The following is a 19,729-nucleotide window of genomic DNA, read 5'->3' as shown; positions in this document are numbered from 1 at the left end:
GTCTGGATAATTCAGGATATTGCCATGAGCCTTGCCCGCCCGATCTTCCGCCGCGAACAGCTGGCTAAAGCCCTGGTAAGGGACCTGGCTGGCGAGTCGTTCGTCGACTACAGCTCGGGGATGTTCCTCGCAGCGCCACGGCGCACGGGCAAGAGTACATTCCTGAACAACGACTTCATTCCAGCCTGCCTGGAACGTGGCTGGCTGCCGGTGTATGTCGACCTGTGGTCTGACCGTGATGCCGACCCTGCCGAGTTGATCAGTGGTGCCATCGGCAGCGCTCTGGCGCGTTTCGAAAGCACCCTGGCCAAAACCGCGAAGAAGGCGGGTATCGACAAGATCAACCTGCTGCGCACGCTCAGCTGGGATTTCACCCGGCCGCAGCTGCCCGCCGGTACCACACTGGCCCAGGCGCTTGCGGTCTTGCATCAGGTGTGTGGGCAAATGGTGGTGCTGGTAGTGGACGAGGCGCAGCATGCCCTCAACAGCGAGGGTGGGCTGAACGCAATGTTCGCCCTCAAGGCGGCGCGCGACCACCTCAACCGGGGTGACGGCCCGGATGGGTTGCGCCTGGTGTTTACCGGCTCCAGCCGGGACAAGCTGGCCAATCTGGTGCTCAAGAGCAAGCAGCCATTCTATGGTGCCAGCATCACAGCGTTTCCGCTGCTGGGGCGGGACTTCGTCGACTTCGTGACCGCTGTCTGGAATGGCCGTCTGGCGGCCAGCAACCAGTTCAAGGCCGAGGACCTGGAGTATGCCTTCGAACGTGTGGGCCGGCGCCCGGAGATGCTCGGTAAGTTGCTGACCGAGGTGAGTATCGGGCTGGGCGAGGCAGGTAACCTTGGCGAACTGCTGCGCACCGGCGCGCTGAACCATCAGGCCGGGGTGTGGAGCGACTACGAAAGTGCCTGGAACGAGCTGTCTGCGTTACAACAGGCGGTGCTGGCGGTGATGGCCGAACGTACGCTGGCCCGGCAGCCGTTCTCGCCTTTCACCGAGCAGACCTTCATCGACGTCAATCGAAAGCTGGAACAGGCCGCTGCTCAAGCCAATGCCACCACACCCAATGTGCAGAAAGCCCTGGATGCCTTGCGGGAAAAGGAGCTGGTGTGGAAGGCCAATCGTGGCGAGTACGCGCTGGAAGATGTGGCAATGGCCGAGTGGCTGGCGCGCGGCTAGGGCTGGCCTGCTTGCGGTGGTCTCAGCCAGACAAATTCCGTAACATCCCGCCCTTCGTTTGTTTTTCAGTATCGGCCGCCTGGCCCTGCATCACAGGATAGTCATGAAACCCGCCCGACTTCGCGCCGACCTGCTCGCCGGCCTGACCACTTCATTCGCCCTGGTGCCCGAGTGCATCGCCTTCGCCCTGGTGGCGCACCTCAACCCGCTGATGGGCCTGTACGGCGCCTTCATCATCTGCACCCTGACTGCGCTGTTCGGTGGCCGCCCGGGCATGATCTCCGGTGCTGCCGGCTCGATGGCGGTGGTCATCGTCGCCCTGGTGGTGCAGCACGGTGCGCAGTACCTGCTGGCCACCGTGCTGTTGGGCGGAGTGGTGATGGTCCTGTTCGGCCTGCTGCGCCTGGGTAAACTGGTGCGCCTGGTGCCGTATCCGGTGATGCTTGGCTTCGTCAACGGCCTGGCGATCGTCATCGCCCTGGCCCAGCTGGAGCACTTCAAGGCGGGTGAGCAGTGGCTCAGCGGCATGCCGCTGTGGCTGATGATCGGCCTGGTGGCGCTGACCATGCTGGTGGTGTACGTGCTGCCCAAGCTGACCCGCGCCGTGCCACCAGCGCTGGTGGCGATCCTCGGCGTTGGCGTGTTGGTGTACCTGCTTGACCTGCCGACCCGCACCCTCGGAGACATGGCACACATCGCGGGTGGGCTGCCGGCGCTGGCCCTGCCGGACGTGCCCTGGAACCTGGAAACGCTGAAGATCATTGCCCCATACGCGGTGCTGATGGCCATGGTCGGCCTGCTGGAGACCCTGCTGACCCTGAACCTCACCGACGAGATTACCGAGAGCCGCGGCTACCCGGACCGTGAGTGCGTGGCTCTGGGGGCGGCCAACATGGTTTCAGGCTTGTGCGGTGGCATGGGCGGCTGCGCGATGATCGGCCAGACGGTGATCAACCTGAGCTCCAATGGCCGCGGCCGGCTGTCCGGCGTGGTGGCGGGGGTGATGATCTTGTTGTTCGTGCTGTTCCTGTCGCCGCTGATCGAGCGTATTCCGTTGGCGGCGCTGGTCGGGGTGATGTTCGTGGTCGCCCAGCAGACCTTCGCCTGGGCGTCCTTGCGGGTGTTGCACAAAGTGCCGGTCAGCGATGTGCTGGCGATCATTGCCGTGACGGTGGTCACGGTGTTCACCGACCTGGCCACGGCCGTATTGTTCGGTATCGTCATCGCAGCGGTGAATTTTGCCTGGCAGCATGCTCGGGAGCTGTATGCCGACAGCCATGAAGATGCCGAGGGGATCAAGCACTACCAGGTGCATGGCACGCTGTTCTTCGCTTCGGTCACGCCGTTTCTCAACCAGTTCGACCCGGCGGGTGACCCGGCCAAGGTTACCCTGGATTGCCAGCATGTGAGCTTTGTCGATTACTCGGCAATTGCCGCATTGAAGACCTTGCGCGAGCGATATGCCAAGGCGGGCAAGCAGCTGCGGGTGGTGCATCTGTCCGAGCGTTGCAAGAAGCTGTTGAAGCGGGCTGGCGAACACCACTGAGTCTTGATGGGGTAGTGCCGGCCCTATCGCCGGCAAGCCGGCTCCCACCTGGATTGCGGCAACTTTTAGCAATTGGGCAAGACGGTTGCTTCCACAGGTAAAGCGCAGCCCTGAAGCGCTGCGCGGTCGGGGTGGGAGCCGGCTTGCCGGCGATCGAGGGCGCAGCCCTCGCGCGGTTCACTCCCCGCGATTCTTCTTCACAATCCCGTCTGCAATGCTCGCCGGCGCCTCGGCATAACGGGTGAACTCCATCGTGTAGCTGGCCCGCCCCTGAGTCATCGAGCGCATCGAGGTGGCGTAGCCGAACATTTCTCCCAGTGGCACCTCGGCACGGATCACCTTGCCGGCGGGCGTCTCGTCGCCATCCTGGATCATGCCCCGGCGCCGGCTAAGGTCGCCCATGATGTCCCCCTGGTATTCTTCGGGCGTAACCACCTCGACCTTCATCACCGGCTCCAGCAACACCGCCCCACCTTTTTGCGACAGTTGCTTGGTGGCCATGGAGGCGGCGATCTTGTAGGCCATCTCGTTGGAATCGACGTCGTGATACGAGCCGTCGTATACCGCAGCCTTGAGGTTGATCAGTGGGTAGCCGGCAAGCACGCCGTTCTTCATCTGCTCCTCGATGCCTTTCTGAATCGCCGGGATGTACTCGCGCGGTATCACGCCGCCAACGACTTCGTTGATGAACTCCAGGCCTTCCTTGCCTTCATCACCTGGCGCAAAGCGGATCCAGCAGTGCCCATACTGCCCGCGCCCGCCGGACTGGCGAACGAAGCGGCCCTCGATCTCGCAGGTGTTGCGGATCTTCTCGCGGTAGGCGACCTGGGGCTTGCCGATATTGGCCTCGACGTTGAACTCACGCCGCATGCGGTCGACGATGATATCCAGGTGCAGTTCGCCCATGCCGGAGATGATGGTCTGGCCGGTCTCCTCATCGGTGCGCACGCGGAACGAGGGGTCTTCCTGGGCCAGCTTGCCCAGGGCGATGCCCATTTTTTCCTGGTCGGCTTTGGTTTTGGGTTCTACGGCCACGGAGATCACCGGGTCCGGGAAGTCCATGCGCTCGAGGATGATAGGTTTGTCCATGTCGCACAGCGTGTCGCCTGTGGTCACGTCCTTCATGCCGATCAAGGCCGCGATGTCACCGGCGCATACGTCCTTGATTTCAGCACGTTGGTTGGCATGCATCTGCACCATCCGGCCAATGCGTTCTTTCTTGCCTTTGACCGAATTGAGCACTGCATTGCCGGAACTGAGCACGCCGGAGTACACCCGGGCGAACGTGAGCGTACCGACGAAAGGGTCGGTGGCGATCTTGAACGCCAGGGCCGAGAACGGTTCTTTGTCGTCGGCGTGGCGTTCCAGGTGCTTATCTTCGTCGTCCGGGTCGGTGCCCTTGATTGCCGGGATCTCGGAGGGCGCTGGCAGGTAGTCGATCACCGCATCGAGCATCAGCGGCACGCCTTTGTTCTTGAACGAAGAGCCAAGGATGGTCGGCACGATTTCGTTGGCAATGGTGCGCTGGCGCAGGGCGGCCTTGATCTCCTCGATGCTCAGTTCCTCGCCATCGAGAAACTTCGTGGTCAACTCGTCATTGGCCTCGGCCGCCGCCTCGACCATGTGCGCGCGCCATTCGTCAGCCAGTGCTTTGAGTTCGGCCGGGATTTCTTCTTCGCGGTAGGTGGTGCCATGGTCGGCGTCGTTCCAGTAGATCGCCTTCATCTTCACCAGGTCGATCTGGCCGATGAAGTTCTCTTCGCTGCCGATGGCCAGCTGGATCGGTACCGGGTGGTGCCCCAGGCGCTTGTCGATCTGTTTGACCACGCGCAGGAAGTCCGCGCCCTGGCGGTCCATCTTGTTGATATAGGCCAGGCGCGGGACGTGATACTTGTTGGCCTGGCGCCACACGGTCTCGGACTGTGGCTCCACCCCGTCGGCACCGCTGAACACCACCACGGCGCCATCGAGCACGCGCAGCGAACGTTCCACCTCGATGGTGAAGTCGACGTGGCCGGGGGTGTCGATGATGTTGAAACGGTACTTGTCGGCGAACTGCTTGGTCGAGCCCTGCCAGAAGGCCGTGGTCGCCGCCGAAGTGATGGTGATGCCGCGCTCCTGCTCCTGGGCCATCCAGTCCATGGTCGCGGCACCATCATGCACCTCGCCCATCTTGTGGTTGACCCCGGTGTAGAACAGGATGCGCTCGGTGGTCGTGGTCTTGCCGGCATCCACGTGGGCGACGATACCAATGTTGCGGTACAGCTCGATGGGCGTTGTACGGGCCATGACACACTACCTGCGGATGAGCGGATTCTCCCAAGGTAGCAGAGCGGGAGAATCCTGCTTTACCGCCGGGCCGTCAGTCGGTCTGGGCTTGCAGCAGCCACTGGCCGTCCACTTCGCGGGCAAGGCCGCTGGCGGGCAGCAGGGCCAGCAGGCGCTCATGCAACGCCGCTTCGGTAAAGGTCTTGAGAGTGGCAAGGTCCAGGGCCCCGACCAAGGGCAGGTCAGCCTTGGTGTACGACAGCCAGGCTTTTTTCAGTACCTGCGCGACGTCGCTGCCGGCGGTGCTGGCGAAACGTCGGTGCCACTGGCCGCCCTCGAACATGAAACTGTGGGCGTGGGTATAGGTGCTTTCGTCGCCACCTTCGCTGCAGCGGTGGCAGCGGCACGGGCCTTCGCCAAACGCGTTGCGCAGGTAGCTGTTGAAGTCCACGACGGGCTTGAGGGTCAGGCGTTTGTCGACCTCGAACAGGTCGGCGATCAGGGGTTCTTCGGCGCTCACTCGGTGTCCTCGTGTGGTGTGGCGTGCATCGGCGCGCACCCTAACAGATCAAGCCGGGGGAGGCCATTAGAGACAACAGCGTACAGCTGCCGTAATCTACGCGCCCGCAAGCCTGCATCCAATACCGAGGTAACCCCGCTTGAGCACCCAGTTCCCGTACACCGCCACCGTCACCATCAGCGCCGAAGACCGTGGGGGCGATGTCGAGGCCTCGGAAAACCCCAGCATGCGTGTTGGCCTGGAAGCCGTGACCGAAACCCTGAAGAAGGTGCATTTCGTCGGCACGCTCGCGGCCCCGGAAAAACCGGCCACGCATATCTGCGTGACGCTTGAGAACGGCCTGACCTACTACGGCCCGATCGTCAACGGCCACGCCGAACTCGAAGGCGGCTGGATCGCTTTCGAGTCCGACATGCTGACCCCGCAGGAGCTGGGCCTGTAAGCCTCAGTTCAACTCCGCCAGGCACTGCTCGAAGATGTTCAACCCTTCTTCGAGCACCTCGGCTTCGATGGTCAGTGGGGCCAGCAGGCGAATGATGTGGCGCGCCTTGCCGCTGGGCATCAGCAACAGGCTTTTGGCCCTCGCCGCGTCCATGACCTTGGCCAGCTGAGCGGGGGCAGGGCTGCCGTCGGCATTGACGAACTCGATCCCGCGCATCGCACCGACGCCTGTCAGGCGCCCGATGAACGGAAAGCGTTGCTGCCAGCGTTCTACGTGGCTGACGATGGCCTGCTCCTGGCGCTCGCCCCATGTGGCAATGTTCTCATCCGTCATCTGCGCCAGGCTTGCCAGCGCCGCCGCACAGGCAATCGGATTGCCTGAATAGGTCCCGCCGAGGCCGCCCTTGGGCAGCGCCGCCATCAACGCCTGGCGCCCGACCACCGCCCCCAGCGGCAGGCCACCGGCAATACTCTTGGCCAACAGCAGCAAATCCGGCTCGATGCCCAGCCGCGGGAAGGCGAAGCGCTGCCCGGTGCGGCCGAAACCCGACTGGATCTCGTCGATGATGATCAGGATCCCGCGCTCGTCGCAGAACCGGCGCAGCGCTTGGGCAAAGGCCGGGTCCAGGGCGAGGAAGCCGCCTTCGCCTTGCACCGGCTCCAGGATGAACGCCGCCACGTCCTCGACCGCAAGCTCGACGCTGAACAGGCGGTCCATGGCCTGGAGCGCCTGCTCGCAGGTGACTCCGGTGTCGGCGCTGGGGTAGGGCAGGTGGTAGACCGGCCCCGGCAGTTCACCGACCCTTTGTTTGTATGGCGCGACCTTGCCGTTGAGGTTCAGGGTGGCCAGTGTGCGGCCATGAAAGCCGCCATCGAAGGCGATGATGGCGCGCTTGCCGGTGGCACCGCGGGCGACCTTGAGGGCGTTTTCTGCTGCTTCGGCGCCGCTGTTGGTCAACATGCCGGCCAGCGGGTAGCTGACCGGCACGAACGCGTGCAGGCGCTCCATGAGCTCCAGGTAAGGGCCGTGAGGGGCCGCGTTGAAGGCATAGTGGGTCAGGCGCGTGGCCTGGGCCTGGATGGCCGCGACCACGGCCGGGTTGCAGTGGCCCAGGTTGAGCACGCCAATGCCGCCGACGAAGTCGATGTAACGTTTGCCGTCGGTATCCCAGACTTCGGCATTACGGCCATGGGAAAGTGTAATCGGATGAACGATGGCAATGGATTGGCTGATACTTTCCAGATTCATGGGCACGCAGACCTTGTTCGAGTTTCTTACTATCGAAGCGCGTCGAAGTGCTATTCCACAAACGAATTATTCGATTGCGATCATTCCATGGATTCGCGAACTCGGTCAGTCTTCCTCTGCCACCCGTTCACCAATCCACTGCACGAAGGCCCTGATCTTCGGTACCTCTGCCGCGTGCTCGGCATGGGCGATGAAGTGCCGCCCATTGCTCGCCACCGGGTGATCCCAGGCCACTACCAGCTTGCCTTCGCTCAACTCCTCGGCCACCAGGTAGCGCGGGATCAGGGCGATGCCGCAACCTGCGACGGCCGCACGGATGCACAGGTAGAACGTGTCGAACCGTGGCCCGTGGTAGCTGTTCTGGCTGTGCAGGCCCAGCCCCAGAAACCATTCGTGCCAGGCTTCCGGGCGAGATGCGCATTGCAGCAAGCGGTGCTCGGTGAGGGCCTGGGCACTGTCGAAGCGGTGCCGGGCCTGTAGCTGCGGTGCGCACACCGGCACCACTTCTTCGCTGAACAGTTCGATGCAGGTCGCCCCCGGCCAGGTGCCCTGGCCGAAAAAGAAGGCGATATCCGCCTTGGCCTGCACCAGGTCGAAGGGCTCCAGCTCGTTACGGATGTCCAGGTGGATGCGCGGGTAGCGGTCACCGAAGCCCCTGAGCCTGGGCACCAGCCAGCGAGCACCGAAGGTGGGCTGGGTGGCGATGCGCAGCACTTCGGTTTCGTCGCCATAGCTGAGGATGTAGCGGCTGGAAATGTCGATCTGGTTGAGGATCTTGTTCACTTCGGTCAGGTACAGGGCGCCGGCCGGGGTCAGGTGCAGGCGCCGACGAACGCGCTGGAACAGCGAGTGTGCAAGCAGTTCTTCAAGTTGCGCGACCTGCTTGCTGACGGCGCTCTGGGTCAGGTGCAGCTCTTGCGCCGCCCGGGTGAAGCTCAGGTGGCGGGCGGCCGCTTCGAAACACTGCAGGGCGGTAGTCGAGGGCATCAGGCGTTTGGACATGGCAGGCGCGTACCGAGCAAAAAAGGAAGGAGTTCATTCCATACTGGAATCATGTGCTTCGAAAAGGTCGTTTGTTGACCTCGCCCTATAGATTAATACTGACCTGGATCAACGATGACAACCGGTACTGCGAAGAGGAGGAAAGTGCACCGCCGGCAACTGCAAAACAAGAAAAACAGCATCACGACTTAGATGAATTCTGCTCCAACTTTTTCAGCCGTCCCTGCGACGGCCGACCCATTCGAGGGTTCTCCATGGCTTCGCTAGAAAACAAGAAACAGCGTTCCCTGCAGCACGGCCTGACCTCCCGTCAGGTGTCGATGATTTCCATCGCCGGCATCATTGGCGCCGGCTTGTTCATCGGTTCCTCAAATGCCATTGCCACCGCTGGCCCGGCCATTCTCATCTCCTACGCCATGACGGGCCTGTTGGTGTTGCTGGTGATGCGCATGCTCGGCGAAATGGCCATTGCCAACCCCAACAGCGGTTCCTTCTCGACTTACGCTTCCGAGGCCATCGGCCCCTGGGCAGGGTTCACCATCGGCTGGCTTTACTGGTGGTTCTGGGTGCTGATCATCCCGGTCGAAGCCATCGCTGGCGCTGACATCCTGCACGCCTACTTCCCGGCGGTACCGTCGTGGTTATTCGCCTTCCTGATCATGTTCGTGCTGTCGGGCACCAACCTGGTCAGCGTGAAGAACTTCGGTGCGTTCGAGTACTGGTTTGCCCTGGTCAAGGTGATCGCGATCATTGCCTTCATCGTGGTCTGCAGCCTGGCTGTGTTCGGCTTCTGGCCACTGGCCGAGGTCTCAGGGGTGAGCCGGCTCTGGGACAGCGGTGGGTTCATGCCCAATGGCTTCGGTACCGTGCTCGGTGGCGTGTTGATCACCATCTTCTCGTTCTTCGGCGCCGAGATCGTCACCATTGCCGCTGACGAGACCGCCAACCCGAAAGACAAGATCCGCCGCGCCACCAACCTGGTGGTGTACCGCATCGCCATCTTCTACCTGGCCTCGATCTTCCTGGTGGTGTCGCTGGTGGCCTGGAACGATCCGCAACTCAAGGCGGTAGGTTCGTTCCAGCGGGTGCTTGAGGTGCTCAATGTGCCCGGTGCGAAATTGCTGGTCGACCTGGTGGTGCTGGTGGCGGTCACCAGTTGCATGAACTCCGGCCTGTATACCGCTTCGCGCATGCTGTATTCCCTGGGTGCCCGTGGCCAGGCGCTGAGCATGACCAAACGTATTTCCGGTGCTGGCGTGCCGACCGTGGCGGTGGTCTTCTCGACCCTGGCAGGCTTTGCCGGCTGCTTCGTCAACTACGTGTTCCCCGGCAAGGTGTTCGGCTTCCTGCTGTCGACCACCGGTGCGATTGCCTTGCTGGTGTACCTGGTGATTGCCGTCTCGCAATTGCGCATGCGGGCCCGTGCCGATCGAGAGGGGCGTGCGCTGGAGCTGAAGATGTGGCTGTTCCCCTGGCTGACCTGGCTGGTGATCGGCACTATCGTGATGGTGCTGGGCTATATGCTGTTCAGTGATGCGTACCGTTACGAGACCCTGATGACGGCCGGGGTGACCTTGTTCATCTTGCTGGTTTCGCTGACTCAGCGCGGTGCCAGGGCGGTGGCGCAGCCTGCCTGAACGTTGGGGCGCTTTGCGCCCCTTTGCATTGGCGCATGCCAGGCGCGGCGCTACCATGCAGCTTGCATCCCGACCCATTGCCACACGTAAAGGACGCGTATGAACGAACAAGCGCTCTGCCTGCAGGCACTGGCCGCACCCGACGGTATTTGCTACGGCTGCGGCGTTGCCCACCCCAGCGGCCTGCATGTGCAAAGCCATTGGGAAGCCGACGGTATCCACCTGGTGTGCCGCCATACGCCCGACGGCACGTTCACCGGCTGGCCGGGGCTGGTCTACGGCGGCCTGCTGGCGATGCTGGTCGATTGCCATTCCAACTGGACTGCCATGGCCTACCACTACCGGGCCGAAGGGCGTACGCCGGGCAGCCTGCCACGTATCGATTGTGTCACCGGCAGCCTGGGCCTGAACTACCTCAAACCCACACCCCTGGGTGTCGAGCTGCTGCTGAAGGCGCGCGTGGAAGGCGAAGTCGGGCGCAAGACGCGGGTCATCTGCGAGGTCTGGGCGGGGGATGTGCTGACAGTCAGCGCCGATTCGGTGTTCGTCCGTGTGGATACCCAAAAGCTCAAGCTCAAGGCCCATGGCCAAGTGAGCTGAAAACGGCAGGTGATGGTCAGCCGCCCGTGATGTTACTAAAGTGACAGGTCCATTCCCTTGGCACAGGTTGACCATGACCGATCTCAGCGCATTTCCCGTCACACGCAAATGGCCCGCGCAACACCCCGAGCGCCTGCAGCTGTACTCGCTGCCTACGCCCAACGGCGTCAAGGTGTCGATCATGCTGGAGGAGATCGGCCTGGCTTACGAGCCGCACAAGGTGAGCTTCGAAACCGACGACCAGCTCAGCCCTGAGTTCATCTCCCTCAGCGCGAACAACAAGATCCCGGCGATCCTCGACCCCGATGGCCCTGGCGGCCAGCCTTTGCCGTTGTTCGAGTCGGGCGCGATCCTGCAGTACCTGGCAGAAAAGAGCGGGCAATTGCTCAGCCATGATCCGGCGACCCGCTACCAGACGCTGCAGTGGCTGATGTTCCAGATGGGCGGCATCGGCCCGATGTTCGGCCAGGTCGGCTTCTTTCACTTCTTCGCTGGCAAGGAGTATGAAGACAAGCGCCCACGGGACCGCTACGTCAACGAATCCAAGCGCCTGCTAGGCGTGCTGGACCGGCACCTGCAAGGGCGGCAGTGGATGGTCGATGAGTACAGCATCGCCGATATCGCCATCTTCCCCTGGGTACGTAACCTGGTGGAACGCTATAACGCCAGTGAGCTGGTCGGCTTCGATCAGTTCAAGAACGTGCAGCGCGTGCTGAGCGGTTTTCTCGAGCGCCCAGCCGTTCAGCGGGGCCTGAAAATCCCGGGTTGATGCGCTGAGACCCGGTCAGTGAATTTCCAAACCTGTCGAAAGGCTGCAGGCCAATGCAGGAGGCCCCCGATGATCCGCTGCAAGCGCGAGGTGCCCGGCCACGGTTGGTTGAGCAAGGCGGTGTGTGATGCCCATTGAGCTGATACCTGCGACCGATGCCCACCGCACCTTCGCCCGTGATCTCACGCGCCGGGCCATGCTGGCCTACTATCGGGAATTCGATCTGTTGTGGATCGAAGAGGCGTTCGATCAGGCCTGGGATTGGCGGGAGCAGTGGCTGATCGTGGAAGGGGGATCCGTGCTGGGCTTCTGTAGCCTCAGCAAGGACCGCCAGGCATTGTTCATTCGCGAACTGCACCTGTTGCCTGAGCATCGCGGGCGAGGGGTTGGCAGTTGGGTACTGCAAGCGCTGGCCGATAAGGCGGCGCAGCAGAGGCTGCCATTGCTGCGCTTGATGGTGTTCAAGAGCAACCCGGCGCGGCGGCTGTACCAGCGCCAAGGGTTTGTCGAAATGGGCGAGGATGAGTGTTTTGTGCGTATGCAGAAGGTGATTGGCTGATCCGCGTCATATGTGTGTTGTAAAAGCCATGCAGATCAAGACTTACGGCGCTTGGTGGAGGCATGATACTGGCTTGCGACTCCGGCGTGCGATGGGCATAGTGACCGAGTAGTCTGCAAAGGCCCACAGGGTTGTGAGCAGTATTTGATGATGGCTAGGGAAGCAGGAGAAACATCAGTATGAATGGGCTCGGTCCGCGTCTTAAGGAAGAGCGTGAACGGCTGGGGATGACCCAGCGGGTGTTTGGTGATATCGGCGGCGTCGAACCCAATGCCCAGGGCAAATATGAAAGTGGCGAGCGCACGCCAAGGCTCGATTACCTAGCTGCGCTGGCGGCCAGAGGCGTGGACGCGCTCTATGTGCTCAGCGGTGTTCGCACCCCCGCGCAACTGGACAGTCTGACGGCGGATGAAACCGGTTTAGTGGCTGCGTTCAGGCGCCTGGCTGCTGACGACAAAGCCGCGTTCGGGCATTTGCTGGAGCGGCTGTTGGGCGATGGAGGGCGCAGTGATGCGATGCGGCCGCAGTGGCGTGAGCGTAGGGCCTTCCCTAAGGAAGTTTTACGCTAGGCCCGTCTTGAAAAATTTTGTTAAGGTGGCGGGATCCAATCGCCCTGTTGACGAGGTGTCTGCTTGATTAGGGTCCTAGTGGTCGACGACCACGATCTGGTGCGAACCGGTATTACACGCATGCTGGCCGACATCGACGGCTTGCAGGTAGTGGGGGAGGCGGATTCGGGCGAGTCGGCGCTCAAGCTGGTCCGGGAGCTCAAGCCGGATGTCGTGCTGATGGACGTCAAGATGCCTGGCATTGGTGGCCTTGAGGCTACCCGTAAACTGTTGCGCAGCCACCCTGATACCAAGGTGGTGGCCGTGACCGTGTGCGAGGAAGACCCGTTCCCCACCCGCCTGATGCAAGCTGGCGCGGCCGGCTACCTGACCAAGGGCGCGGGGCTGGACGAGATGGTCCAGGCCATCCGCCTGGCGTTTGCCGGGCAGCGTTACATCAGCCCGCAGATCGCTCAGCAACTGGCACTCAAGTCGTTCCAGCCGCAAGGTTCGCCGTTCGATGCGCTGTCGGAGCGGGAAATCCAGATTGCCCTGATGATCGTTGGGTGCCAGAAGGTTCAGCTCATCTCCGACAAGTTGTGCCTGTCGCCCAAGACCGTCAATACTTACCGGTATCGGATCTTTGAAAAACTCTCGGTCACCAGCGACGTCGAACTGACGTTGCTGGCCGTTCGCCACGGTATGGTCGACGCAAGCCTCTGAACCTCATGTCCCAAGCTTTTGATGCCAGCGCGTTCCTGGCAACCTGCAGCGCTCGCCCGGGCGTCTACCGGATGTTCGACAGCGAGGCTCGGCTGCTCTATGTGGGCAAGGCCAAGAACCTCAAGAAGCGTTTGGCCAGCTATTTCCGCAAGACTGGCCTGGCGCCTAAAACGGCCGCGCTGGTGGGGCGCATCGCCCAGGTCGAGACCACCATCACCGCTAATGAGACCGAGGCGCTGCTGTTAGAGCAGAACCTGATCAAGCAGTGGCGGCCGCCTTACAACATCCTGCTGCGCGACGATAAATCCTACCCGTACGTGTTTTTATCCGACGGCCAATTCCCACGGCTGGGCATTCACCGCGGCGCGAAAAAAGCCAAGGGGCGCTACTTTGGGCCATACCCCAGCGCCGGGGCCATTCGCGAAAGCCTCGGCCTGCTGCAAAAAGCCTTCTCGGTACGCCAATGCGAGGACAGCTATTACGCCAACCGCACCCGCCCTTGTCTGCAATACCAGATCAAGCGCTGCAAGGGGCCTTGTGTGGGGCTGGTCGATGCAGAGGAATATGCCGAGGACGTGCGCCATTCGGTGATGTTCCTCGAGGGCCGCAGCCAGCAGTTGGGCAATGAGCTCAATGCCGAGATGGAAAAGGCCGCGATGGCCCTGAACTTCGAGAAGGCCGCCGAACTGCGCGACCAGATCGCCTTGCTGCGCCGGGTCCAGGACCAGCAATACATGGAAGGCGGCTCCGGCGATGTCGACGTTGTTGCCGCATTCATCAACCCCGGTGGGGCCTGCGTGCACCTGATCAGCGTGCGCGGTGGCCGGGTGCTGGGCAGCAAGAACTTCTTCCCGCAGGTAGGCATCGAGGAAGAGGTGTCCGAAGTGATGGCCGCCTTCCTGTCCCAGTTCTATGTGGGCAATGCCGAGCGCGAATTGCCGGGCGAACTGATCGTCAACGTGGTGCACGAGGACTTCGCTGCAATCAGCGAGGCATTGCAAACCCTGCGCGGCCGTGAGCTGACCATCAGCCACCGCGTGCGCGGCACCCGCGCGCGTTGGCAGCAACTGGCGGTGACCAACGCCGAACAGGCGCTCAACGCCCGCCTGGCCAACCGCCAACACATGGCAGCACGGTTCGAGGCCCTGGCCGAGGTGCTGGGCCTGGACGAAGTGCCGCAGCGCCTGGAGTGCTACGACATCAGCCACTCCAGCGGCGAGGCAACGGTCGCCAGTTGCGTGGTATTCGGGCCTGAAGGTCCGCTCAAGTCTGATTACCGTCGGTTCAACATCGAAGGTGTGACCGCCGGTGATGACTATGCCGCTATGCACCAGGCCCTGACGCGCCGCTATGGGCGCATCAAGGACGGCGAGGGCAAGTTGCCCGACGTGCTGCTGGTGGATGGCGGCAAGGGCCAGCTGAACATGGCCCGCGAAGTGATGCAGGAGCTGGCCTTCACCGACCTGACCCTGCTCGGTGTGGCAAAGGGCGTGACCCGCAAGGCCGGTTTCGAGACCCTTTACCTCAATGACGTGGCCCACGAGTTCACCCTCAAGGGTGACAACCCGGCGCTGCACCTCATCCAGCAGATCCGCGACGAAGCGCACCGTTTTGCCATCACCGGCCACCGCGCTCGCCGTGGCAAGGCCCGCCGAGTGTCCAGCCTGGAAGATGTTGCCGGGGTAGGGCCCAAGCGCCGCCGCGACCTGCTGAAACATTTCGGCGGCCTGCAAGAGCTCAACCGCGCCAGTATCGATGAAATTGCCAAAGCGCCCGGCATCAGTAAAAAGCTTGCCGAGTCGATTTATGCCAGCCTGCATAGCGAGTAGAATGCCGGGCTCAACCCGCAGCCAGTCGTACCGATGAATATTCCAAACCTGCTCACCGTTCTACGCGTCCTGCTCATTCCGATCTTCATCTTGCTGTTCTATATGCCCTATCACTGGAGCTATATGGCCGCCAGCACGGTGTTCGCCATCGCCGCCGCCACCGACTGGCTGGACGGCTACCTGGCGCGTCGCCTGCAGCAGAGCACGCCGTTCGGCGCGTTCCTCGACCCTGTGGCCGACAAGCTGATGGTCGCCGTAGCCCTGGTGCTGCTGGTGCAAGTCCACGCCAACTTCTGGCTGACCCTGCCGGCCGCCGTGATCATCGGCCGTGAGATCGTGGTGTCGGCCCTGCGTGAGTGGATGGCTGAGCTCGGGGCGCGGGCGCATGTGGCGGTGTCAAACCTCGGCAAGTGGAAAACCGCAGCGCAAATGCTGGCGCTGATCATCCTGCTGGGTAATCCGCCGCTGGTGACCTTCTGGGTGATTCTGGGCTACGGGTTGCTGTTGGTTGCTGCGGCGCTGACGCTGTGGTCGATGGCCCACTACCTGCTGGCCGCCTGGCCGCACCTGCGTAAAGGTTCGGAACAAAAATAAAACTTTTTTGAATCAAGGGGTTGACGCCGTTTTAGATATCGCTAGAATGGCACCCATCACGACGCGGGAATAGCTCAGTTGGTAGAGCACGACCTTGCCAAGGTCGGGGTCGCGAGTTCGAGTCTCGTTTCCCGCTCCAGTTATAGATCTACAGAGTTCGATCGAAGTCTGTAAGTCATCGAAAAAAGACGCTTCGGCGTCTTTTTTTCGTTTCAGTCTAAGCCACTCTGGTGCCTGGTGATCCGGACTTTTTTAGTACCGAAATTAGTCCACGAAATCCGGACGTCCACAGTGGCGGTTTGTTGCTGGAGAGGAGCGTTGAGTGTTACGAGCATCTAGCCCTGATTTCATGTTCAGGAGCTCGTACATGGCACTCTCAGATGCAACGGTTCGCCAGGGCAAGGCCACGTCAAGGACAACACCCTTGGCGATAGCGATACCTCATGGGCCAGCAAACAAAAGCGCTTGTCGTTCGGCAGCTATCCCGAGGTAGGGATGCGCCCGGCGCACTCGCTGCGCGATGAGCTGCTGTGGTTAATCGCCGAGGGCACCAATCCCCACCGCGACCGGCCTTTGGCTGCTCGGCCAGTGGCGCCTCGAACAGTTGCAGGTTGATGTCGTGTTCTTCCTCGCGGCTGCAGGCCAGCAGCGCCGCGAGGCGTTTGGGCAGGATGCCGTCGGAGAGGGCAACGCGCAGTGTCACGAGTGAGTCGGCAGCGGCAGCCAAAGTTGCATGCGTGCCTGGATCAACCAGACTGAAAATCCGTGGGGCGGATTCTGCCAGTGCTTGGCCTGCCAGAGTCAGATACGCCCCAATGCCAGCACCGCGCTCAAACAGAGTCACTCCCAAATCATGTCCCAGGTCACGAATCGTTCTGAAGAGCGGTGATTGTTCGATGTGCAGGCGATCGGCCGCACGGATGAAGTGGCGATCTTCGGTCGCAGCGAGGAAAAATTGCAACTGCGGCAAGTTCATCGTGCGCCTCTGGGATGCATTGCCATTGATGAGAACAACTCTCGCCGCAACGTTGCAAGTCAGGCACAAGCGCTGGAAAGGGATGCTGACTGCGAACATGATGCTTCAACTTTGATCAATGCAGGCAGACCGCTGCTTGCAGTGCAGAACATGACATCGTGGGTTGAAAACCCTCAGCATCCAAACCGTTGCTTACATACTGAGGTCGGTTTCCCTTGGCAAAGATCAGCTGCGGCCCGACTTGAGAGGGTGCCGGCAGGTAGAATGTTGGGTGCTACTCAATTTTGTCGTGTACACGTGGTTACGCCCCCAGTTCCTGTAGGGGTTTTCCTTTCGATCGGAAGTAAAAACTCATCCGCTGAGAAAGCTCATACGGAGACGCCAGTATAATAGTGCGATTACATCAGTTCTGCTGTATGGCGCGGGGCGGAAATATTCTCGAAGGTCATGCTTTTGCGATTTTTAGTCCGCCCCTTTTGGTATTGGTGGGTACATGAAATACAGGGGGCGCAGTAATTTATTGATGAAGCTGATGCACTTTAGCTGAGGTTTCATTCTAGGCTTGACCCTCCTGTCAGCTCGCTTGAAAACCACGCATCGAATAGGTTTCCTGGTAGCAGATCCGGAGTGTTGGTGAAAACGTTATCGTATCGTAATTGTGCGCGAAATTTTCCACTTCTTACTTCATAATGTAGTCGCATTTCTGTAGGGGCTTTAACTCCAAATTCTAGACATTTTTCCTCAATGGCGTCGATATTATCTAGTCCAATATCCAGCATGGCGTCTTGTCGATCTTCTGAGTCGTCATATTTGGTTTCGCCGGGTTTGATGTTAGAATTAATCTCCTCTTTTCTCACTATTTGGCCATTGATTTTATAGAACACATCGAAAGACGATATTCCTTCTTCTGACGCAGCGTGAACGAAAACTTCGTCAGCTCTACCGTCTACGTATTCAAGTGCTATTCTCATCATGTCTGCCTGGTGTTCAGAAAGATAATCTTCAAAAGATTTGTTCATATTTAAGATTTCCTAATTTTTAATTCGTTCTACTTTTTTAGACCGTCGATCACATGGTCGACTCTAAAGCTGCTGGGCCTGGCGGATGATCCGGAATAGATTGGCCTGATTTTATAGATGCGCATTTACCCTCTTTGAGGGCTTCTGCCCATTGATTTTCGAGGCTTTTATAAGTGCTTATGTTTGCAGTCTTGATTGGCTGACGATGTTATCAAGCTTGGGCGAGCTTTCAAATCTATCATCTATATGATGCCCTGCGTGATCGTCGTCTAGTTTTCCTGGAGAATTTCGATTTGTGTGGGAGTCGCTTTTCTCTGGATGTTGCTCTGTTTTTGACTTTGTAGTTGAGTGTAGGCTTGAACACGGCTAGACTCACTCCCTCATTGAATATTGATGGGGCCTCTGAAGCAGTGTCCTTGTATTGTAGGAAATTGTATGAATTCTTTTTTGAAATTATCATTTGACTCACAGGATTTTCCTGCCTAACATGCAGAGTTTAGCTTGATTTTTCCGCATCTCAGCTTTTCGCCAAGAATGCTAATACACGTGATTTAAAACTTTTTGATCTTGGCTGATGCACTTGTTGCATGGATCGCATCAAGTTGGAGGGGTACAAGCGCATCATATGCCTGTGTATGCGTTCATCTATTAAGTCGCAGGTATCGGTAGACCCTGATGGGTTAAGTATCCCAATGCAGGGCCGGGATATAATAAGGTTGGTCAAGGTTTTTTGCTGGGAATGTCAGCTTTGAGATGCTTGGCTGATACTCTACTCCACCATGGTTTGTCGGTGTTTATTTGGTCGGGTAGGTTGGTAATTCGTTTGCTTTTCAAGGCCTTAATTATTAGGTCGTCAGACTCCGTGATTATGTCGTCCTCATGGTGGAGGCCTAGTATCGTCATGATGTTTATGGATTCAAATAAATGACCTATTTTCTCGCTCTCCTCGTATAATAGTTCTCCTTTATGCGTGGATAGGCGCTGTAGGTATTCGAAGGTTAGTGTAATGACGTTAGGGAATTTTGAGTTATTAACGCTTGAAACAAAATCCGTTATGATTCCCCTGTCTGCTAGTTTGTCGCTGCAAAGCCATGTGTAAATTTCGCTGGCGAGTATTTCAATATCATGAGGTCTCCGGTATCCATTTGTAATGTCGGTCATGATTTTTTGCTTATGGGGCATGGTTTGAAACCTCAAATTTCGGCGCTGATTCCGTAAGCACCTCAAGTCTGATCATGGTTCAAGAAGATGAATTGAATAAAAGGCCCTCACCCTGTCTGGCTGGTTGAGGTAACTAACCCCGCTGTCATAATGCCCACCTCTTGGTTTGTTAGTATGCTGGTTGCTGTATGTAAAATTTCTGCCATTTTGTATCGTGGTATTACACTGAAATTCTATTCTTTTAAATTGTTAACATGGGTAATGCGTGGTACCTCATTCAACACGATGTAGACATAGAGGTGACCACTGCTATTCAGGTCTTTTAGTCCAGCCAAGTGATCCAATTCAGCCCAGCCGAGGTGGTATGATTCTTCATTCTCGTTTGTGAGTTCCAGTAGTCAAGCATCGGTGTCGTAACGGAAAGTTACGCTGTAGCCATGGCGTCCGACCAGGCATTGATGCTGTCATGCAAGCTGCAATGGACGTCGTAGTGATACGGCGTCTGGGCATTGCTACAGTCGCGGTAGCTGAGCAACTGACCGCAAGTGTTCCAAGTCAGGTACTTGTTCTTTTCGAGGGCATCAGTGATCTGGGTAACGCGGCCTTCTGGGTTGCGCTGATACTGTGTTTTGCGGCCCAGCGGGTCTTGCTGCCAAAGCAGATTGCCGTGTTTGTCGTAGCCGTATTGCTGAGTTCGCCCGGCTGTATCGGTAACCTGGACCGGCAATGCCCAGGGTCGCAAGTATTTGATGTGCTCGCTGCGGCCGAGGGGATCGCGGGTTTCAATCAAGCGACCGATATCGTCGTAGCTGTAGCGCCATTCGCCTCCTAGAGGGTCGATGCTTTTCAGCAGTTGGCCGGCGACAGTCTCTTCTTGCCAGCAATTGCCGAGTGGATCGATGTGTTTATAGACCTCGTACAATGGGCCCCTATAGTAGTGATCACGGCGGCCGAGATTGTTCGTGACGAGGGTTTCACCGGCTTCTAGGTTGTACTCGAACCGGTACTCGTCTCAATCGCTGCCCCAGTGGCTCATGACTCCTAATTCCTGGCTGGGCTTTGGCCGTTGTTGGGGGCGGCAGAGGATGCCCACGCTTCTGGTCGAGCTG

General features: G+C 59.5%; 19 protein-coding genes, 1 tRNA gene and 1 pseudogene. 13 read left to right on the top strand and 8 right to left on the bottom strand.

Going from position 1 to position 19,729, the window contains the following annotated elements; translation table 11 throughout:
* Positions 1 to 24 precede the first annotated feature (24 nt).
* Together ACIPZH_RS11550 and ACIPZH_RS11545 are read left to right on the top strand one after the other, a co-directional pair.
* Positions 25 to 1,179, top strand: a complete 1,155-nt coding sequence (locus ACIPZH_RS11550) for a hypothetical protein (protein ID WP_267817175.1) — start codon at positions 25 to 27, stop codon at positions 1,177 to 1,179.
* Positions 1,180 to 1,282: 103 nt separating this feature from the next.
* The gene (locus tag ACIPZH_RS11545) at positions 1,283 to 2,725 is read left to right on the top strand and encodes a SulP family inorganic anion transporter (RefSeq protein WP_400629639.1); all 1,443 of its coding nucleotides are present in this window, start codon (positions 1,283 to 1,285) and stop codon (positions 2,723 to 2,725) included.
* 177 nt (positions 2,726 to 2,902) lie between these two features.
* On the opposite strand, the gene fusA is transcribed toward ACIPZH_RS11545, so the two are convergent.
* Positions 2,903 to 5,014, bottom strand: coding sequence for an elongation factor G (gene fusA / locus ACIPZH_RS11540; RefSeq protein WP_400636242.1), 2,112 nt, complete (start codon positions 5,012 to 5,014; stop codon positions 2,903 to 2,905).
* A 73-nt stretch (positions 5,015 to 5,087) separates the two neighbouring features.
* The gene (locus ACIPZH_RS11535) at positions 5,088 to 5,513 is read right to left on the bottom strand and encodes a hypothetical protein (RefSeq protein ID WP_400636241.1); all 426 of its coding nucleotides are present in this window, start codon (positions 5,511 to 5,513) and stop codon (positions 5,088 to 5,090) included.
* Positions 5,514 to 5,652: 139 nt separating this feature from the next.
* On the opposite strand from ACIPZH_RS11535, the gene ACIPZH_RS11530 reads away from it, so the two are divergent.
* Entirely contained in the window at positions 5,653 to 5,955 is a 303-nt protein-coding gene (locus ACIPZH_RS11530) for a hypothetical protein (RefSeq protein ID WP_241805399.1), read from the top strand.
* 3 nt (positions 5,956 to 5,958) lie between these two features.
* Here ACIPZH_RS11530 and ACIPZH_RS11525 read toward each other — a convergent pair whose 3' ends face one another.
* A complete protein-coding gene (locus tag ACIPZH_RS11525; protein ID WP_400636240.1) occupies positions 5,959 to 7,203 on the bottom strand; it encodes an aspartate aminotransferase family protein in 1,245 nt (414 codons plus the stop codon).
* 105 nt (positions 7,204 to 7,308) lie between these two features.
* Positions 7,309 to 8,205, bottom strand: coding sequence for a LysR substrate-binding domain-containing protein (locus ACIPZH_RS11520; RefSeq protein ID WP_400636239.1), 897 nt, complete (start codon positions 8,203 to 8,205; stop codon positions 7,309 to 7,311).
* A 254-nt stretch (positions 8,206 to 8,459) separates the two neighbouring features.
* Here ACIPZH_RS11520 and ACIPZH_RS11515 point away from each other — a divergent pair, with 254 nt between their 5' ends.
* The 10 genes from ACIPZH_RS11515 (at position 8,460) to ACIPZH_RS11470 (ending at position 16,079) form a co-directional block, all read left to right on the top strand.
* Positions 8,460 to 9,842: an amino acid permease gene (locus ACIPZH_RS11515; protein ID WP_400629634.1), complete on the top strand. Its 1,383-nt coding sequence runs from the start codon at positions 8,460 to 8,462 to the stop codon at positions 9,840 to 9,842.
* A 99-nt stretch (positions 9,843 to 9,941) separates the two neighbouring features.
* On the top strand, positions 9,942 to 10,442 hold the full coding sequence (locus tag ACIPZH_RS11510) for a PaaI family thioesterase (protein WP_400636238.1): 501 nt from the start codon (positions 9,942 to 9,944) through the stop codon (positions 10,440 to 10,442).
* 73 nt (positions 10,443 to 10,515) lie between these two features.
* Positions 10,516 to 11,211, top strand: coding sequence for a glutathione S-transferase N-terminal domain-containing protein (locus tag ACIPZH_RS11505; protein WP_349975094.1), 696 nt, complete (start codon positions 10,516 to 10,518; stop codon positions 11,209 to 11,211).
* 127 nt (positions 11,212 to 11,338) lie between these two features.
* Positions 11,339 to 11,770, top strand: coding sequence for an N-acetyltransferase (locus ACIPZH_RS11500; protein ID WP_267817161.1), 432 nt, complete (start codon positions 11,339 to 11,341; stop codon positions 11,768 to 11,770).
* A gap of 179 nt (positions 11,771 to 11,949) precedes the next feature.
* Positions 11,950 to 12,339, top strand: coding sequence for a helix-turn-helix domain-containing protein (locus ACIPZH_RS11495; RefSeq protein WP_241805392.1), 390 nt, complete (start codon positions 11,950 to 11,952; stop codon positions 12,337 to 12,339).
* Between the two features lie 63 nt (positions 12,340 to 12,402).
* The gene (uvrY, locus tag ACIPZH_RS11490) at positions 12,403 to 13,041 is read left to right on the top strand and encodes a UvrY/SirA/GacA family response regulator transcription factor (RefSeq protein ID WP_012315215.1); all 639 of its coding nucleotides are present in this window, start codon (positions 12,403 to 12,405) and stop codon (positions 13,039 to 13,041) included.
* Between the two features lie 5 nt (positions 13,042 to 13,046).
* The gene (gene uvrC, locus ACIPZH_RS11485; RefSeq protein WP_241805391.1) at positions 13,047 to 14,870 is read left to right on the top strand and encodes an excinuclease ABC subunit UvrC; all 1,824 of its coding nucleotides are present in this window, start codon (positions 13,047 to 13,049) and stop codon (positions 14,868 to 14,870) included.
* A gap of 33 nt (positions 14,871 to 14,903) precedes the next feature.
* A complete protein-coding gene (gene pgsA, locus ACIPZH_RS11480; protein WP_400636237.1) occupies positions 14,904 to 15,464 on the top strand; it encodes a CDP-diacylglycerol--glycerol-3-phosphate 3-phosphatidyltransferase in 561 nt (186 codons plus the stop codon).
* A gap of 63 nt (positions 15,465 to 15,527) precedes the next feature.
* Positions 15,528 to 15,603: transfer RNA gene (locus ACIPZH_RS11475), tRNA-Gly, on the top strand.
* 356 nt (positions 15,604 to 15,959) lie between these two features.
* Positions 15,960 to 16,079, top strand: coding sequence for a hypothetical protein (locus ACIPZH_RS11470; RefSeq protein ID WP_400636265.1), 120 nt, complete (start codon positions 15,960 to 15,962; stop codon positions 16,077 to 16,079).
* Positions 16,080 to 16,263: 184 nt separating this feature from the next.
* On the opposite strand, the pseudogene ACIPZH_RS11465 reads toward ACIPZH_RS11470, so the two are convergent.
* From ACIPZH_RS11465 to ACIPZH_RS11450, 4 genes and pseudogenes are all read right to left on the bottom strand, one after another.
* Positions 16,264 to 16,440 (bottom strand): annotated as a pseudogene (locus tag ACIPZH_RS11465) (LysR family transcriptional regulator); the annotation flags it as partial.
* A gap of 551 nt (positions 16,441 to 16,991) precedes the next feature.
* Positions 16,992 to 17,459 (bottom strand): hypothetical protein, encoded by a 468-nt coding sequence (locus tag ACIPZH_RS11460; protein ID WP_400636236.1) that lies wholly within the window; start codon positions 17,457 to 17,459, stop codon positions 16,992 to 16,994.
* Between the two features lie 720 nt (positions 17,460 to 18,179).
* Positions 18,180 to 18,620: a hypothetical protein gene (locus ACIPZH_RS11455; protein WP_267817150.1), complete on the bottom strand. Its 441-nt coding sequence runs from the start codon at positions 18,618 to 18,620 to the stop codon at positions 18,180 to 18,182.
* A 424-nt stretch (positions 18,621 to 19,044) separates the two neighbouring features.
* Positions 19,045 to 19,542 carry a hypothetical protein gene (locus ACIPZH_RS11450; RefSeq protein WP_400636235.1) on the bottom strand — a complete coding sequence of 166 codons (498 nt, stop codon included), beginning with the start codon at positions 19,540 to 19,542 and terminating at the stop codon, positions 19,045 to 19,047.
* Between the last annotated feature and the right edge of the window lie 187 nt (positions 19,543 to 19,729).

Source organism: Pseudomonas sp. NPDC089758 (assembly GCF_044748705.1).
Classification (GTDB): domain Bacteria; phylum Pseudomonadota; class Gammaproteobacteria; order Pseudomonadales; family Pseudomonadaceae; genus Aquipseudomonas; species Aquipseudomonas putida_X.
The sequence above is the reverse complement of the archived record's forward strand: the minus strand, read 5'-3'. Positions and strand labels throughout refer to the sequence as shown.